Origin of the sequence: Parabacteroides faecis (genome assembly GCF_014647375.1) — a bacterium.
GTDB classification, from domain to species: domain Bacteria; phylum Bacteroidota; class Bacteroidia; order Bacteroidales; family Tannerellaceae; genus Parabacteroides; species Parabacteroides faecis.
Map to the genome: position 1 here is coordinate 250313 of NZ_BMPB01000002.1, position 18241 is coordinate 268553.

At 44.4% G+C, this 18241-nt stretch carries 12 protein-coding genes; 10 read left to right on the plus strand and 2 right to left on the minus strand.

Annotated elements, in window-relative coordinates:
• Positions 1–19: 19 nt before the first annotated feature.
• The 10 genes from IEY67_RS03610 to IEY67_RS03655 all read left to right on the plus strand — a co-directional run bounded on the left by IEY67_RS03610 (position 20) and on the right by IEY67_RS03655 (position 15596).
• The gene (locus IEY67_RS03610) at positions 20–1495 is read left to right on the plus strand and encodes a rhamnulokinase (protein ID WP_183669812.1); all 1476 of its coding nucleotides are present in this window, start codon (positions 20–22) and stop codon (positions 1493–1495) included.
• 214 nt (positions 1496–1709) lie between these two features.
• Positions 1710–2969 (plus strand): L-rhamnose isomerase, encoded by a 1260-nt coding sequence (locus tag IEY67_RS03615; RefSeq protein ID WP_122352675.1) that lies wholly within the window; start codon positions 1710–1712, stop codon positions 2967–2969.
• A complete protein-coding gene (gene rhaT, locus IEY67_RS03620; protein WP_183669814.1) occupies positions 2966–3994 on the plus strand; it encodes an L-rhamnose/proton symporter RhaT in 1029 nt (342 codons plus the stop codon). Before IEY67_RS03615 ends, rhaT begins: the two co-directional genes overlap by 4 nt.
• A gap of 35 nt (positions 3995–4029) precedes the next feature.
• Complete coding sequence (gene rhaD / locus IEY67_RS03625) at positions 4030–4830, plus strand: rhamnulose-1-phosphate aldolase (RefSeq protein ID WP_122352677.1); 801 nt, start codon at positions 4030–4032, stop codon at positions 4828–4830.
• A gap of 101 nt (positions 4831–4931) precedes the next feature.
• Positions 4932–6686, plus strand: coding sequence for an alpha-L-rhamnosidase-related protein (locus tag IEY67_RS03630; protein ID WP_122372948.1), 1755 nt, complete (start codon positions 4932–4934; stop codon positions 6684–6686).
• Positions 6687–6725: 39 nt separating this feature from the next.
• Positions 6726–8933 carry an alpha-L-rhamnosidase-related protein gene (locus IEY67_RS03635; protein WP_183669816.1) on the plus strand — a complete coding sequence of 736 codons (2208 nt, stop codon included), beginning with the start codon at positions 6726–6728 and terminating at the stop codon, positions 8931–8933.
• A gap of 108 nt (positions 8934–9041) precedes the next feature.
• The gene (locus tag IEY67_RS03640) at positions 9042–10010 is read left to right on the plus strand and encodes a DNA/RNA non-specific endonuclease (RefSeq protein ID WP_183669818.1); all 969 of its coding nucleotides are present in this window, start codon (positions 9042–9044) and stop codon (positions 10008–10010) included.
• Positions 10011–10191: 181 nt separating this feature from the next.
• Positions 10192–11244: an efflux RND transporter periplasmic adaptor subunit gene (locus tag IEY67_RS03645; protein ID WP_122352857.1), complete on the plus strand. Its 1053-nt coding sequence runs from the start codon at positions 10192–10194 to the stop codon at positions 11242–11244.
• A gap of 11 nt (positions 11245–11255) precedes the next feature.
• Positions 11256–14297 (plus strand): efflux RND transporter permease subunit, encoded by a 3042-nt coding sequence (locus IEY67_RS03650; RefSeq protein WP_183669820.1) that lies wholly within the window; start codon positions 11256–11258, stop codon positions 14295–14297.
• Between the two features lie 3 nt (positions 14298–14300).
• A complete protein-coding gene (locus IEY67_RS03655) occupies positions 14301–15596 on the plus strand; it encodes a TolC family protein (RefSeq protein WP_183669823.1) in 1296 nt (431 codons plus the stop codon).
• Between the two features lie 231 nt (positions 15597–15827).
• Here IEY67_RS03655 and IEY67_RS03660 read toward each other — a convergent pair whose 3' ends face one another.
• Complete coding sequence (locus tag IEY67_RS03660) at positions 15828–16940, minus strand: hybrid sensor histidine kinase/response regulator (RefSeq protein WP_122352683.1); 1113 nt, start codon at positions 16938–16940, stop codon at positions 15828–15830.
• A gap of 98 nt (positions 16941–17038) precedes the next feature.
• Positions 17039–18235, minus strand: a complete 1197-nt coding sequence (locus IEY67_RS03665) for a glycosyltransferase family 2 protein (protein WP_122372953.1) — start codon at positions 18233–18235, stop codon at positions 17039–17041.
• Positions 18236–18241: the final 6 nt, after the last annotated feature.

Below are 18241 nucleotides of genomic sequence, written 5' to 3' on the forward strand. Positions count from 1 at the left end.
AAATAACTTTGTTGTTCCCATGAAGAAACATAACTTTTTAGCATTTGATATAGGTGCAACGAGCGGACGGGCTGTTTTGGCGACGCTTGTTAATGGCAAATTTGAAATGCAGGAATTGCATCGTTTCCCTAATAACCTGTTGGAGTTACACGGGAAATACTATTGGAATATATATAATCTGTATGAGGAGTTGAAAAAAGGTCTTTCGATTTGTGCGAAGGAAAATATCTCTCTCGATTCGATCGGTATCGATACCTGGGGAGTCGATTTCGGCTATATAGCACCGGACGGTTCTTTGCTGGGGTTACCGCGTGCTTATCGTGATCCGTATACAGAAGGAGCGTTGGAAGAATATTTCCAACTGGTGCCGCGTGAAGAAGTCTATCGGTTGACCGGTATCCAGTTTATGAACTTCAATAGTCTTTTTCAGTTGTTCCGTGCCCGGAAAGAGGAATTTGCCCCGTTGAAGAATGCGAAAGAGATACTTTTTATTCCGGATTTACTATCCTATTTATTAACAGGTAAGAAAGTCTGCGAATATACGGATGCTTCTACATCGCAGTTGCTGAATCCTGTAACAAAACAGTTTGAATCGTCACTTTTGGAGGCTGCCGGTGTACCTCCTTCTATCGTACGGCAGGTTGTGATGCCGGGGACGCTTGTCGGAGAACTGACAGATGCGTTGGCGGAAGAGACAGGTATAGGAAAAATTCCTGTTATTGCTGTTGCCGGACATGATACGGCTTCTGCCGTGGCTGCTGTTCCTGCACAGGATCAGAACTTTGCTTATCTGAGTAGCGGTACCTGGAGTTTGATGGGGATTGAAACGGAAGAACCTATCATAACGGAAGAATCTTATAAGAATAATTTTACGAACGAAGGCGGTATCGAAGGTACGACCCGCTTCCTGAAAAATATTACCGGTATGTGGCTGTTGGAGCAATGCCGGAAAGAGTGGGAGAAAGCAGGACGTAAGTATACGTATCCGGAGATCGTGGAAATGGCAGAGCAAGCTGTTCCTTTTGTCCGTTTCGTCGATCCGGACGATCCGCGTTTTGCCAATCCTTCTTGCATGACAAAAGCCATTGCCGGATATTGTGAAGAGACCGGACAACCTATGCCGGAGGCGGATGCCGATTTTGTCCGTTGTATCTTCGAAAGCCTGGCGCTCCGTTATAACGAAGTGATCCGGATGTTGGAAGGGATGGCTCCTTTCCCGATCGAGAGATTGCATGTGATCGGGGGTGGTTCTAAGAATAACTTGTTGAATCAGTTTACTGCGAATGCTATCGGTATGCCGGTTATAGCCGGACCGTCGGAAGCAACTGCGATCGGAAATGCAATGGTACAGGCCCGTTCTGCAGGTATCGTTTCTACCCGCTGGGAGATGCGTCGGTTGATCGCCGAATCGATCGGGACAGAAACGTTCCTTCCGCAGGATGAAAAGAACTGGAAAGAGGTTTACGGTCGCTATAAGAAGATCGTAAAACGCTGATAGGAAGAAGTTGATTTATTTATATAAATCAGAAAAGATATAAGACCAGTGTAAAAAGCAGGCATGTGGAGATGCATGTAATGGTTCAGTGGGTTAGGTCGGCCGGTACCTGGCCTATACCCGCGGCCTCCTGCATTTTGAATCAGATAAATAAACATTATTCAGTGAATTAGTAAAAAATAAATTATCAATATAAACAATTAAAGAATATACCATGAATACTGAAAAGAAAGTAAAAGAAGCATTTGATCTGGCAGCTGAACGTTTCGCTGCTTTAAACGTTGATGTAAATAGTGCACTGGAAAAGTTGCAGAAAGTAAGTCTTTCACTCCATTGCTGGCAGGCCGATGATGTAACGGGATTCGAGAATCCGGACGGCTCTCTCTCCGGTGGTATCCAGGTGACGGGTAATTATCCGGGTAAGGCACGTAATATCGATGAAGTACGGGCTGATATCCTGACAGCAAATTCCTTTATTCCGGGAACGCACCGCTTGAACCTGCATGAGATCTATGGCGATTTCGGTGGTAAGAAGGTTGATCGCGATGAAGTGGAACCTGCACATTTCCAGAGTTGGATGGAATGGGCGAAGGAGAACAATATGAAGCTGGACTTCAACTCGACCTCTTTCTCACATCCTAAAAGCGGAAACCTGACATTGGCAAATCCGGACGATTCGATCCGTAACTTCTGGATCGAACATACAAAACGTTGCCGTGCGATCAGTGAAGCGATGGGTGTTTACCAGAATGACCCGTGTATGATGAACCTTTGGATACATGACGGTTCTAAAGAGGTTCCTGCAAGCCGTATCAAATATCGTCAGTTGCTGAAGAATTCTCTGGATGAGATCTTTGCTACGGAATATAAGAATATGAAAGATTGTATCGAAGCTAAATTGTTCGGTATCGGACTGGAAAGCTATACAGTAGGTTCATATGACTTCTATCTGGGTTACGGCGCAAAGAATAACAAGATTGTGACGTTGGATACCGGACACTTCCATCTGACGGAAAGTATTGCCGATAAGATCTCCTCCATGCTGTTGTTTACTCCGGAGATCATGCTCCATGTAAGTCGCCCTATCCGTTGGGATAGTGACCATGTGGTGATCCTGAGCGACGACCTGCTGGATCTTTCCCGTGAGATCATCCGTTGCGATGCATTGGACCGCGTACATATCGGCCTGGATTATTTCGATGCTACGATCAATCGTATTGGTGCTTATGTGATCGGTTGCCGTGCTACATTAAAGGCATTCCTGCAAGCATTGTTGGAACCGTCCGCAACCTTGCAGCAGTATGAATCGGAAGATAAGTTGTTCCAGCGTCTGGCGTTACAGGAAGAACTGAAGAGCCTGCCGTGGACAGCTGTTTGGGATATGTTCTGCTTGAAGAATAATGTTCCTGTCGGGGAAGATTATATCGGTGAAATCGAAAAATACGAAGCTGCAGTAACAAGCAAACGAGTATGAATATACTAATAGGTTTATTAATCATCGCGATCGGTAGTTTTGGGCAAAGTAGCTCTTATGTGCCGATCAATAAGGTGAAAAGCTGGAGTTGGGAAAGCTTTTGGCTGATACAGGGCATTTTTGCCTGGCTTGTTTTTCCTTTTCTTGGTGCACAGTTGGCTATTCCCGATGGGAGTAGCCTGACTGAGCTTTGGAGTGCCGGAGGAAGTACCGGTGCTTTGATCTATGGAATGTTATGGGGTGTCGGAGGTCTGACTTTCGGACTGAGCATGCGTTATCTGGGAATTGCATTAGGACAGAGTATCGCACTGGGTACTTGTGCGGGATTCGGTACGCTTTTCCCGGCAGTATTTGGAGGTACGGATTTGTTTCATGGTGACGGATTGATCCTTCTTCTGGGCGTTTGCGTGACGTTGGCCGGTATCGCAGTGATCGGTTATGCCGGGAGCTTGCGTGCCCGCAATATGACGGAAGAGGAGAAGAAAGCTGCTGTGAAAGATTTTGCCCTGACAAAAGGTTTGCTGGTCGCGCTGTTGGCGGGTGTGATGAGTGCCTGCTTTAATCTGGGACTTGAATCCGGAACTCCGATACTGGAAAAAGCGAAAGCTTCCGGTGCCAGCGAATTGTTCGCCCTGAATCCGGTGATCCTGCTTGTTACAATGGGTGGATTCGTTACAAATGCAGTCTATTGTATCTTCCAGAATGTAAAAAATAAAACCGGGAAAGATTATTTTTCTGTTTCCGGTTCGGTTTTATTGAATAATGTCTTATTTTGTGCGCTGGCCGGCGTACTCTGGTATTCGCAGTTCTTCGGACTGGGGATGGGGAAAAGCTATTTTGCCGATTCTCCTGTGATGCTTGCCTTTTCCTGGAGTATCCTGATGTCACTGAATGTTATATTCAGTAATGTGTGGGGAATTGTGTTGAATGAGTGGAAAGGCGTTAGTCGGAAAACGATCATTGTTTTGATCTCCGGCATGTGTATACTGATATTCTCTTTATTACTGCCGAACTTGTTCGGGTAAAAGAGTACAAATAGTTGAATTACAATAAAAAGAAAATGACAACAGTTAGAAACAACAGCCGTTTGATGGCTGAAATCGGCCGTATCGCAGAGGTGGCAGGCTATCTCTGGACAAATGGATGGGCTGAACGGAATGGAGGAAATATATCAGTAAACCTGACCGGTTTACTGACACCGGAAGAAATGGCATTGCCTGCTCTTGCGCCTGCTACTCAGTTGCAGGAAGCGATGACAGCTCTGGGAGGACATGTTTTTTATGTGACCGGAACAGGAAAGCGCATGCGTTATGTAGCACAGGAACCGTTTGCAAATGGTTCGTTGATCCGGATCGCACCGGATGGGAAAAGTTATGAGATCATAGCCGAACAGCCGGTTGCCCCGACATCGGAACTGCCGTCTCATTTGCTGATGCATAACTATCTCCGCTCGTTAGGACGCGATAATAAAGTTGTTTTGCATACGCATCCGACCGAACTGATCGGTATGACGCATTGTAAACCTTTCCTCGATTCGGAAGTGATCACGCGGACTTTATGGGGGATGATTCCGGAATGCCGTATCATCGTTCCGAAAGGTGTAGGTATCGTTCCTTATGAAATACCCGGTACGATGGATCTGGCTCATGCTACGATCAAACAGCTTGAAAAGCATGATGTGGTGTTCTGGGAAAAACATGGAATACTGGCAGTAGGTGAGGACCTGATCGAATGTTTTGATGCGATCGATACATTGAGTAAATCATCGAAGATCTATCTGAGCGCCCGTATGGCGGGATTTGAACCGGCAGGTATGACCGATCAGCAACTGGATGATCTGGTTCCGGCATTTGGATTATAATAACAGGGTTGGTTTTTGATTAAGAAGATGTGCCAAAATGACTATTGTTTTTGACACATCTTCTGTTTTTAAGACCAACAGAATTACCATTGAAAACGACCATGAAAAAGATACTTATACTTCTTACTTTTCTTTGTTCCTTGTCGGCAACAGCCCAACAGAGGGACAGCCGGGTACGTGAATATCTTTCCCCTAAGCGTATCGTCTGGCAACAACATAGTGAACTGATAAAGGATGCGGACAGGCTGCTTTTGCCGGGTAACGGACAGGCGGAACTATCTGACCGTCCTCTTTGTAAACTGGCAAGTACGGCACAGGAACATCCGGCTCTTTTATTTGATTTCGGGAAAGAGCTACAGGGGGGTATCCAGTTTGTAACCGGGGCTTTTACAGCTAATAAGCCGATCACTCTGCGTGTACGTTTCGGTGAATCCGTAAGTGAGGCGATGTGTGATATCGACGGCAAGAACGGAGCCAGCAACGATCACGCGATGCGCGACTTTATCGTAACCTTACCTTGGCTGGGCGTATTGGAAGTGGGAAATTCCGGTTTCCGTTTTGCCCGTATCGACCTGATCAGTGATTCAACGGAGGTATCCTTGAAAGAGGTCCGTGCCGTTTCTGCTTTCCGTGATATCCCGTATAAAGGTTCTTTCCGGTGCAACGATGAACGGTTGAATAAAATCTGGCAGACCGGTGCTTATACCGTTCATTTGAATATGCAGGAATACCTGTGGGACGGCATCAAGCGTGACCGTTTGGTTTGGCTGGGAGATATGCACCCGGAGGTGATGACTGTCAATACTGTTTTCGGCTATAACGAGGTTGTTCCGAAAAGTCTCGACCTGGTTCGCGATGTGACGCCTCTTCCCGGTTGGATGAACGGTATCAGTGCCTATTCGATATGGTGGCTGCTGATCCAGCGTGACTGGTATTACTATCATGGAGATAAGGCGTATCTGAAAGAACAGCAAACTTATTTGAGTGATCTTCTGCGTGTGCTGATCTCAAAAGTGGATGCCGAAGGGCATGAGAAGCTGGATGGCTGGCGTTTCATGGATTGGCCGTCGAGCGAGAATTCCGTAGCTATTGATGCCGGTCTGCAATCTTTGGTCTTGATGGCAATGAGGGCAGGTGATGAACTATGTACTACGCTTGGTGATGACGTGCTGGCTGGCCAGTGTCGTGAAACGGCAAAGAAAATGGAGAAAACAGCTTCGAAAGTAACTAAAACATTGTTGAAGTCGAAGGTTGCACCGGATGCTCCGGGCTCAAAGCAAGGGGCTGCGTTACTAGCCCTGGCTGGTTTGATGAAGCCGGAAGATGCTAATAAGAAATATCTCTCGGTAGGCGGTGCACGCGGTTTTTCAACGTTCTATGGTTATTATATGTTACGTGCAATGGCAGCAGCCGGTAATTACCAGGGAGCGATCGATGTGATACGCCAGTATTGGGGAGCCATGATCGACTTGGGCGCTACTACGTTCTGGGAAGATTTCAATATGGATTGGTTGCCGAATGCCAGTCGTATCGACGAACTTGTTCCGGCAGGGAAAAAAGATATTCACGGCGATTATGGCGACTATTGCTATAAAGGTTTCCGCCATAGTTTGTGTCATGGCTGGGCTTCCGGTCCGACACCGTGGTTAAGTGAATATGTATTGGGTGTTCAGGTAGTGGAACCGGGATGCCGTGCCGTTCGTATTACTCCGCATCTGGGTGACCTGGAATGGGTGGAAGGAACGTTCCCGACCCCGCAGGGGATTCTGACGATCCGTCATGAGAAAGGCCCGGACGGTAAAGTGAAAACTGATGTAAAAGCTCCGGACGGAGTAAAAGTATATCTGGAAAATTGATAGCCGGATAGAGTTGTAACCTGTATAAAATGTCATATTATGAGAAAATATCTTTTACTGTGTGCGTGTGTCGGATTTTTGGTTTCCGCAGAAGCTAAAAATAAAACGGACTGGAAAGCGCACTGGATAAATACGGAACAATGCCAGAGTGCAAGCAATACCTGGCTGGCTTATCGTAAAACGGTTAGTCTGGCCGAAGTACCCCGGACACTGACGGCACATATTGCCGCCGACAGTAAATATTGGTTATGGATCAATGGACGGATGGTCGTATTTGAGGGTGGGCTGAAACGCGGGCCTTCTCCTTATGATACTTACTATGATTCGGTAGAGATCGCTCCTTATCTCACTTCCGGGGAGAATACGATCGCTGTCCTGGTATGGCATTTTGGAAAGAATGGGTTCAGCCATGTGAACAGTGGGTTGGCTGCCTTATTGTTTGAAGCGATAGCTCCTGGTATAGAGATTGTATCGGATAAAAGCTGGAACTGTAGGGTTTATGACGCGTATCAGGATACGGAGGCTCCGTATCCGAATTACCGGTTGTCGGAGAGTAATATCCGTTTCGATGCTCGCAGGGCGATGGAAGGGTGGAACCAACCCGGATATAAGAACTCGTTTCCCGGGGCAGAGATCGCTTCGATAGTTGGAAAGGCTCCTTTAGGGGAGTTGGTTGAACGCCCGATTCCGTTGTTCAAGGATTATGGGCTGAAGGACTATCCGGGTGTACGTCAGTCGGCAAACGGCGATACATTGTTCTGCCGTTTGCCTTACAACTGCCAGTTTACACCGTATCTGAAAGTCGAAGCGGCAGATGGTGCTACTATCCATATGCAGACGGATAATTACCGCGGTGGAGGTCCGGAGAATGTCCGTGCCGAATATATTACCCGGAACGGAATACAAGAATATGAAAGTTATGGTTGGATGAGTGGCCATGAGATGTGGTATATTCTTCCCGAAGGTGTGAAAGTTCTGGAGGTTAAATATCGTGAGACCGGTTATGATACCGAATTTGCCGGATCGTTCCAGTGTAACGATCCTTTCCTGAACGAACTCTGGAAACGCTCGGCAAGAACATTGTATATCACGATGCGTGATAACTATATGGACTGTCCAGAACGCGAACGTGCCCAGTGGTGGGGGGACGAAGTGAATGAATTGGGCGAAGCGTTTTATGCACTTTCTCCTTCTTCACATAAGTTAGCATTGAAAGGTATTTACGAGTTGATGAACTGGCAACGTCCCGACGGCTCTTTATTTGCCCCGGTACCTGCCGGTAACTGGTCGAAGGAGTTGCCTTTGCAGATGTTGGCATCGGTGGGATGGTATGGTTTTTATACTCAGTATTATTATAGCGGAGACAGTACGTTTGTCCCTGTCATTTATGATCGTCTGCATCGTTACCTGCATGAAACATGGAAGGTCGATAAGAGCGGTTTGCCTATCGAACGCAGTGGCGAATGGAGTTGGGGAGACTGGGGTGAACAGATCGATATGGGTGTCCTGACGAACTGCTGGTATTACCTGGCTCTGAAAGCAGAGAAAGAATTTGCTCTCCAATTGGGAAAGAAAGAAGACGCAGAAGATATATCCCGTATGATGTATAGTATCGAACAATGTTTTAATACGAAGTTCTGGACAGGAACGGCTTATCGTTCTCCGGGATATCGTGGCGAGGACGACGACCGTTCGCAGGCGATGGCCGTTTTATCCGGGCTGGCTCCGAAAGAGAAATATCCCGCCCTTTTGAAAGTGCTGAAAAAAGAATATCATGCGAGTCCTTACATGGAGAAGTATGTATTGGAAGCTCTTTTCCGTATGAATGCCCCGGATGTTGCCATGCAAAGGATGAGAGATCGATATGCCGGCATGTTGGGTTATAAGGAATATACGACTTTATTTGAAGGCTGGGGTGTCGGTGCCGAAGGTTTCGGAGGCGGAACGATCAACCATGCATGGAGTGGTGGTCCGTTAACATTGCTGAGTCAGAAGGTCTGTGGAATCGAACCGACATCCCCCGGTTTCCGTACATTCCGTGTGAAACCTCAGATGGGTTCCCTTACCGAAGCCTCGGCAACAGTTCCTACTCTTTACGGGGATATCAAAGTAAAATTACGTAAGTCAGGACGTAATATATTGATGGAAATAGAGGTTCCGGAACAGACGAATGCGGAAGTTGTTTCTCCTAAAGGGAAGATACAGCAAATAGGCTCCGGAACTTATAATTTAAAGTGCCCCTTTTAATCGGGGCACTTTTTGTATTAATTCTGACGAATAGATTTAAGGTTTATATATTGTTTCATAACATCACATTATCTACTTTTGCCCCGAGAATAAAACGATTATTAATCAATGGCAAAAAGGAGAAGTAAAGCAAAATCGCGGAAAAAGAAGAATCAAGGCTCATCTTTGATTTCTACGATCCGACGTATATTTGTTCTTGCAGCTCTGGTAGTGATCTGCTTTATTGGGGTTTTGTATGTATTCAATTATTTATATCCTGTATCCGAAACGAAAACCGTAGTCGTGGAGCAGAAGAAAACGACCACTCCTGTGAAGGAGGAACCGGCTGAAAAGAAATCCAAACCTATCATTCCTTCCGTTCTGAAGACAACAACATTTAAAATACCGGCGAATGCCGAGATACCTAAGTTACAGGCAAAGCGTTCCGAACAGGTGATCCGCCATGAAGGGTATACCGTTTCCTATAATTCCGATTACAAAATAGCTAATTGGGTTGCCTATGAATTGACAGCCAAAGAAGCTAAAAGCAAAAAGACGGAACGTTCGAATAAGTTCGTTCCTGATCCGGCAGTTAAAGGCGCAACAGCAACCAACGAAGATTATACACGTACGGGTTATGACCGGGGACATCTGGCTCCTGCCGGTGATATGAAATGGTCGGCAAAAGCAATGCGTGAATCTTTTTATTTTAGTAATATCTGTCCGCAAAAACCGGGGCTGAACCGAGGTATCTGGAAAGATCTGGAGGAACAGAGTCGTTTGTGGGCGAGAGATTACGGGGCTTTATTGATTGCAACAGGTCCTGTGATCACGGACAGTATGAAACAAATGGGAAAGAACAGAGTTGGGGTTCCCGGAGCATTTTACAAAGTGATTTGTTACGTTTCGGGAAATGAATATAAGGCAATTGCATTTATCCTGGAGAACCGTGATTACAAAAAGACATCTTTGAAATCGATGGCCATTCCGGTGGATAGCGTAGAAAAAGTAACAGGAATAGACTTTTTCCCTGCAATACCTGATGAACAGGAAAAAACAATGGAATCGAAAATAGATTGGGACAGTTGGTCCTTTTGATACAAGCAAATATTAGTGATATAAGCAAATGTAATGTGTTGCCGGTCGGTACTGAAGGATCGGCAGAATTAGAACAATTAGTAGAAAATGAATGTTGTATAGCTATGACTTAACGCGTAGTTTATATGGCTTTGTATGAGCATATAATTAACAAAAAATCAATAAGAAAATGCAAGTTATCATGAATGGTAAATTAATTCCCGTTTTTGTGTTGGCAGCATTGATGTCTTGTAGTCAACCACCGGTAAAAGAGCAGGGGCCTCGTCCGGTAAAGTTGGCGGAAGTAACATCTTTGAATGTAGTGGAAAAGTCGTTCAGCGGCGTTGTCTCTCCTGACCAGTTCAGCGACCTGGCATTTAAAATGTCCGGACCACTTATTTCTTTGAACGTGGAAGAAGGGCAGAAAGTTCGCACCGGACAAGTGGTGGCAGAAATAGATCCACAGGATTTTAAATGGGATTATGAAGCGAAGAAAGCTTCGTTCCAGACTGCACAGGCACAGCTACAGCGTGCTGAAAGACTATTGGCAAAACAAGCTATCTCCCAACAGGAATATGAATCGACAAAAGCTGCTTATTCCAATGCACAGGCAGCTTTCGAAAACTCCCAGAATACGTTGGAACAGACTAAGCTAAGAGCACCTTTCGACGGATTTATTCAGAAGAAATACGTAGAGAATTATCAGAAGGTTCAGATGGGACAGGGGATTGTTTGCCTGATCAATCCGAACAAGTTGCAGGTTCAGTTCACGATGCCTGAAACCAATATCACTTATTTTTCGACACCCTATACGATATATGTAGAGTTCGACAATTATAAAGGTGTCCGTTTCAAGGCAAAAGTAAAGGAGTATGTGGAAGCTTCTCCTGATGGCTCGGGGGTACCTGTCTTCCTGTATATCGATGATCCTGAATTTAACCTGGAGAAGTATAAGATTGCCGTCGGTTTCTCTTGTCGTGTGATCCTGAACATCGAGAGTCAGAGCTTCAATGAAGGAGCTGTCTTAATACCTCTGTCCGCTGTTGTAGCTGACGAAGTGAACAGCGACAATAAATTCGTATTTGTTTACAACCCTCAGACACAGAAAGTAGAACGCCGTAAGATTACGGAAAAAGAATTAGTCGGTAAAGACGGTGTTGTTGTTACGGAAGGCTTGAAGGCCGGCGAACAGATCGTTACTGCCGGAGTAACTCGCCTGGTAGAAGGACAACAAGTAAAAGTATTAACAGATTAAGAAGATAAGCAATGAATATTCCAAAATATTCTTTAGAGAATAGTAAGATCATATACTTCTTCTTGGCTGTCATGCTGATAGGAGGTATATACTCTTTCTTCAAATTGCCGAAAAAAGAAGATGCTCCTTTTGTGATCAAACAGGCTGTATTGGTTACGCAATATCCGGGAGCAACGCCTTTTGAAGTGGAAAAGCTGATTACAGAACCGATTGAAAGGGAGATCCAGTCTATGACTGATGTGTATCAGATCAAGTCGGAATCCTATTTTGGTATGTCAAAGATTTCTATTGAACTGCAACCTACCTTGGATCCGGACTATATGCCTGTCAAGTGGGATGAACTTCGTCGTAAAGTAAACAACATACAACCGCGCCTTCCGAGCGGAGCATCCTCTATTTCCGTGAGTGATGACTTCGGTGATGTATTCGGCATTTACTATGCCTTGACTGCCGATGACGGTTATACATATGATGAACTAAGGGACTGGGCACAGAAGATCAAAACAGAACTGTCTCCTGTGCCGGGTGTTCAGAAAGTCTATCTGTTCGGTGAACAGACACAAGTGATAAACGTAAAGATTTCCGTTCCCAAACTAGCGAACCTGGGGATCGATCCTAACTCGATCCAGCAAGTATTACAAACACAGAACCTGCTGGTCAATACGGGAGAGATCAATACCGGTGAATATGATCTGCGTGTCAGAGCCGAAGGAACCTATAAAGATATTCAGGATATCCGCGATCAGCTGATCGTCACAAAAAGCGGAGGCGAAGTTCGTCTGGGCGATATTGCCGTTGTGGAACGGGGATATATGGATCCTCCGTCTAATTTAATGCGTGTGGATGGTAAGCGTGCGATCGGCATCGGTGTGGCAACAGGAGCGAAAGACGATGTTGTGGCTGTCGGTAATGATGTTGCCAGCCACCTGGATGAAATGCAGGAACTCTTTCCTGTCGGGATGGACTTGAAAACGATCTATCCGGAGAACAAGATTGCAGATGAAGCCAATAACGGCTTTATCCTGAACCTGATCGAATCATTGCTGATCGTGATTGTGGTTATCTTCCTTGTTATGGGATCGCGTGCCGGTATGCTGGTGGGCAGTTCCTTGCTGTTCTCCGTCGGTGGTACATTATTATTAATGTTGATCTGGGGTGTCGGCCTGAACCGAACATCATTGGCGGCATTTATCATTGCTATGGGTATGTTGGTGGATAATGCGATCGTGGTGACGGATAATGCCCAGGTCGGTATCAAACGAGGATTGTCCCGTTATCAGGCATTGATCGAAGGGGCTACAAAACCGCAGTGGGCATTGTTGGGAGCGACCTTTATTGCAGTCTGCTCTTTCTTACCGATGTATCTGGCTCCGGCGTCAGTAGCCGAAATCGTTAAACCGCTGTTTATTGTATTAGCTGTATCGTTGGGATTGAGTTGGGTTCTGGCGTTGACACAGACTACTACGTTCGGTAGCTTTATTCTGAAAGAAGCCAAACCGGGTGAATCACAGGATCCCTACGATACAAAATTGTACCATAAGTTTGAAAACGTCCTCGGACGCCTGATCAAACGCAGATATATAACGATTACTTCTGTGGTTGCGATGCTGTTCTTGTCTTTGTTCATTATGGCGATTATGCCGCAGAGTTTCTTTCCGATCATGAACAAGCCCTATTTCCGTGCTGATCTTATCTTCCCGGAAGGCTATAGTATCCGTGATGTGGAACGGAATGTGAAATCGATAGAAGAATACCTGAGCAAGAATGAAAACATCAAATCATATTCGTTTACATTAGGAGGTTCTCCGGTTCGTTACTATCTGGCAAGTTCGTCGGTAGGACCGAAACCGAACTTTGCCAATGTGCTTATCGAAACGAAGAATGCAGAGGATGCACCTGTCGAAGAAGGTAAATTCTACGATTACATGGTTGCCAATTATCCGAGTATCCTGACTCGTTCTGCTCTGTTTGCGTTGTCTCCTGTACCAGATGCCGCCATTGAGATTGGCTTTATCGGGGATAATGTGGATACGCTGGCAGCATTGACGGAACAGGTGAAAGAAATTGCGAGAAAATATGATCAGGTCATGGAGGTACGTGACAGCTGGGGAAATAAGGTCCCGGTATGGAAACCTCTGTTCTCACAGGAAAAAGGATTGCGCTTGGGAATTACCCGGCAACAAGTCGCTTATTCATTACGTTCGGCAACGAATGGTGTACCTTTAGGTGAATATCGTGAAGGGGATGTTTTCATGCCTATCTTATTGAAAGATGCGGATAAAGATTCGATCAGTCTGAACGATTTGAAGAGTTTGCCTGTTTATAGTGCCAAAGGCCGTTCTGTGAAAGTGGAACAGGTAATCGATGATTTCTCATTGGATTATGATTATGCTGTGGTGAAGCGTTTTAATCGCCAGCCTTATATGATGATGCAATGTGAGCCGAAGCGTGGTGCCAATACGATGGCTGCTTTCAGTCATCTGTGGGAAGAGGTCCAGCAGCAGGTGAAGGTGCCGGAAGGTTATAAACTACAGTATTTCGGAGAACAGAATGAACAGGATAAAGGTAATAAGGCGATTGCTGCCAATATCCCTTTGATGTTCGGGCTGATTTATGTGACTTTATTATTCTTATTCCCGAAATATTACAGAAAACCGGTTTTGATCATGGCTATGCTGCCACTTATTTTTATAGGTGTTGTTTTGGGATTGCTTGTGTTCGGAAAATCGCTCGACTTCTTTGCAATGCTTGGCTTACTGGGGTTGATCGGTATGAATATCAAGAATGCAATTGTACTCGTTGACGAGATCGGATTGCAGATGGATAGCGGCCTGGAACCGGCTAAGGCTGTAATAGAAGCAACTAAAACACGTATTGTCCCCGTCACAATGGCATCGGGTACGACAATCCTGGGTATGCTCCCGTTGTTAGGGGATGCGATGTTTGCCGGTATGGCAGCGACGATCATGGGAGGTCTGTTCGTTTCAACGATCCTGACCATCTTCGTGCTTCCGGTTACCTATTGTATATTCTTTAAGATTAAATCTGAATAAGATATGAAAAGTAAACTGATAATAGGTTGTATGTTATTGGGTGCCCTGTCTGTGAAAGCACAGGTGCAGCCCATCTCAGCAGCCGAATATAAAGAGAAAGTATTGGAATATAGCCGTCAGATAAAGCAGAGTTCGGAAGAGAGGATCGCTATGCAACATGCTATAAAAGCGGCAAAGACGGCATTCTTTCCGGCTGTAGATTTCTCAGGTAGTTACCAATACCGTATCAACAAGTATGAATTGGGAATGGGTGAAGGTATCCCTGGTATCGAAATGGACCATAATACCTATAGCCTGGGTGCTACTGTAAGTCAGCCGATCTATGCCGGAGGACAGATCTATAACAATTATAAAGCTGCAGAGATACAGGGACAGATCGCTGACGAAGCAGAAGAACTGACGACGGATAATATCGTGTATGCAGCCGATATGAATTATTGGTCTGTGGCAGCCCGCAAAGGTATGTACGATGTTATGACTCAATATGTCGATATTGTACAGGAACTGGCGAATGTGCTGACTCTCCGTTTTCAGGATGGACAGATTAGTAAAACAGACTTGTTACAGGTCCAGGCACGTTTGAAAGAGGCTGAGCTGAACAAAAGTTCGGCTTATAAAGATTATCAGATTGCCTTACAGAACCTGAATGTGCTGATGGGTGTTCCTCCGATGGAGCCGATCACGATTGCCGATTCTATCACGATGGTTCTGCCGCTACCTATGCAGGTCGGTGAATCTGCAGCTCTGGAAAATCGTCCGGACTATCTGATTTCTAAATTGAATATCGAATATCAGAAAAGACAGATCAACCTGTCGAAGGCTAAATACAATCCGACTTTATCTGTCGGCTTTCAGGGATCATGGGGTACTTCTATGCTGAACGTAAAAGGCTCTGACAACTTATGGACTCCGGCTGTCTTTGCTTCTCTGAAAATTCCATTGTTCCGTTGGGGAGCACGCTTTAAGGAAGTCAATTCACAGAAAGCAATCCTCCGAAGCAAAGAGTATGCTATGGATAATACACGCGATCAAATCACACAGGAAGTGGCAAATACCTGGACTAGCCTGACTGAGAATACCAAACAGATCGATGTTGCCGAAGAAGCCTGTAAAATAGCTGAAGAAAATCTTGATTTGAATACTTTCAGCTATAACGAAGGTAAACTCCCGATTGTCGATGTGCTTTCAGCTCAGCTTTCATGGATACAATCTTATAGCAGCTTGATACAGACATGGTATCAGCAAAAAACATCTCTGGCACAATACAATAAAGCGATCGGTATCCGTCGCATGCAATAGAGTAGGTGTAGAACCACCGTACTGTTTTCTGTACGGAACATATAAAAATAATTTGACGCTTAAATGCTGTGTATATAGTATTTAAGCGTCTATCTTTATAAAGGTAACTGTGTCAGGTTCAAACCCGGCAAGCGTTTGTTGGATATTTTGAATAAAGAAAGAATCCCTGACATCAGAAAGATATAGGTCTGATGTCAGGGATATATAAAATCTTATATTTTCGTTTATTTTTTACTTAAATGCTTTCAATGAAATGAAGAATGTAGATCCTTTGCCTTCTTCCGATTCAAACCAAAGTTTTCCGTCATGTTGCTCGACAAAATCTTTACAAAGCATTAATCCTAAGCCGGAACCCTTTTCATTATTTGTTCCGTAAGAGGTAAAGTGAGTATTTTGCTTTAATAACTTTTCCTGGTCTTCTTTCTTGATTCCCTTGCCTGAATCTTTCACGCTGACAATAACAAAATCACCTTCAATCTTAGATGCGATCGAGATTGTACCTCCTTCAAAACTAAACTTGATAGCATTTGAAATGAGATTCCTGATGACTGTTTTAATCATATCTATGTCTACAAAACCAGATAGTTCTTTATCCATATCTTGTAACTGGATAGTCAATCCCTTCTGAGCGGCCATCGGAATATATATTTCGGCTGTGCTGGAAACCAGGCTATTGATATCGGTCTCCTGTTTGTATACATTTTGTTTCTTCAGGCGATTCTTAGCCCATTTAAGCAGATTATCCAGCAACAAGAAAATTTCTTCTGATGTTTTATTCATCATCTGAAGCATTTCAAATACTTCGGGGCTTACCTGATCTTTATCTACCATCATAAGGATGGCATTATTCATCATTTTTAAAGATCCGAGAGGTGAACGTAAGTCATGGGCGATAACTGAATACAAAGTATCCCTCGATTCGATCGTATTTTCCAGTTCCTGCTTGATCCGTTTTATACTGAATAACTCAAAACGGTGAGCTACTCGTTTTACCAGTTCTTCTCTTTGAAAAGGCTTGGTAACATATTCCGTTGCTCCCAATTGGTACCCCTTTACTATACTCTGCATATCGCTTAATGCAGACATAATAATAACAGGTATATCGTTGGTGTCCGGGTTACTTTTCAGATGCTGTAATACTTCGTATCCATCCATCTCCGGCATCATAATATCTAATAGAATGAGATTAGGGTGCTTGTCGTGTGCCAGACGGAGAGCCTTGGCGCCGCTGTCACAGGTGAGTAACCTGTAACCTTCTTTTTTTAATATAGCTTGTACTAACATGACGTTGGTGGGAACATCGTCAACGATCAATACTGTATATCCTGCTGCTAAATTATCCATATCAAATATAAACTTTTCTTGATATTCAATCACTATGCGTACGCAAAAATATTAATAAACTTTGAATTTACAGAGGTTTTCATTGTTTCATTTTGTAATTATTTTTGCTGTTGACTTCTTTTTGCTTTTTCCCAGGCTCCATTCCCTTTATTTCCAGCTAAATAGAAAAATCCTCTTATTACATTCAAATTCATAAAAGAAAAGTAGTAGGGTATAAAAAACAACTTGTTTCGTACATTTTTCTGCTCCATCATATAGCCGGCATAAGCCATCATATAAAAGGCGACTTGTAAAAGTAGTAAAAATATATACGTAAACCCTCCCTTACATGTTAATAATGTATTTAATGGTACTAATACGAATAACATGATAGGGGTAATGGTCCATCGTAAGACACGGTGGCTCACAAATTGAAAGCTAAGTGTGCCGTATCGGAAGATATTGAATAGGTTACGCAGGCGCCAGACCGATTGTAAGCCTCCGGCTGCTATACGTATTTTGCGTTTTTCTTCTTCTTTCATGTTAAGTGATGCTGTTTCAGTGGCATAAGCTTCTTTACAATAGGCTATCGTATATCCTTTCTGTGCGATACGGAGTGATAAGATAAAATCGTCGAGAAGCGTGTCGGACGGCATTTGTTCAAACAGCTCGGTCCGTACGGCAAATAACTCACCAGCTGCTCCGACTGCCGAATATAAACGAAAATCCAGCGCTTTTAAGGCTGATTCATATTTCCAGTAAATGCCTTCTCCTGCTGTCGCTCCCTGTGCGGTATTTGTTTCTACTCTTTTTTCACCTGCCACGCAGCCAACTTTCGGGTTCGAGAATTGGCGGACGATCTCATGTACGGCTTCTTTGTTGAGCATCGTGTTTGCATCTGTAAAAATGACATAGGGAGTTGTTATATATTGTATACCCCGGTTGAGGGCAGCCGTTTTACCTCTGCGCTCAGGATGGAAAAGCACGGTTACATCCGGATATTGCTTCAGGAGTTCATTCGTCCGGTCGTTAGAACCATCTGTTACCCAAACGATTTTTAGTTTGTCGGCAGGGTAGGCGAGAGTATAACAATTCTTCATTTTGTCAGCAACGATTTCCTCTTCGTTGTATGCTGCGATGAAGAGGGTGACTTCGGGGAGTGGTTCCGGCAATGCGATGGGCATAGGTTTCCGGAAAAGTTCTTTTATCCTGACCAATAGATATAATAAGATACCGTATCCCAGGTAGGTGTAGAATACTATAAAAATTCCGATCCAGAATAACCATTCGGCTACTGTATAAAGTCCTTCTTGCATGGTTTT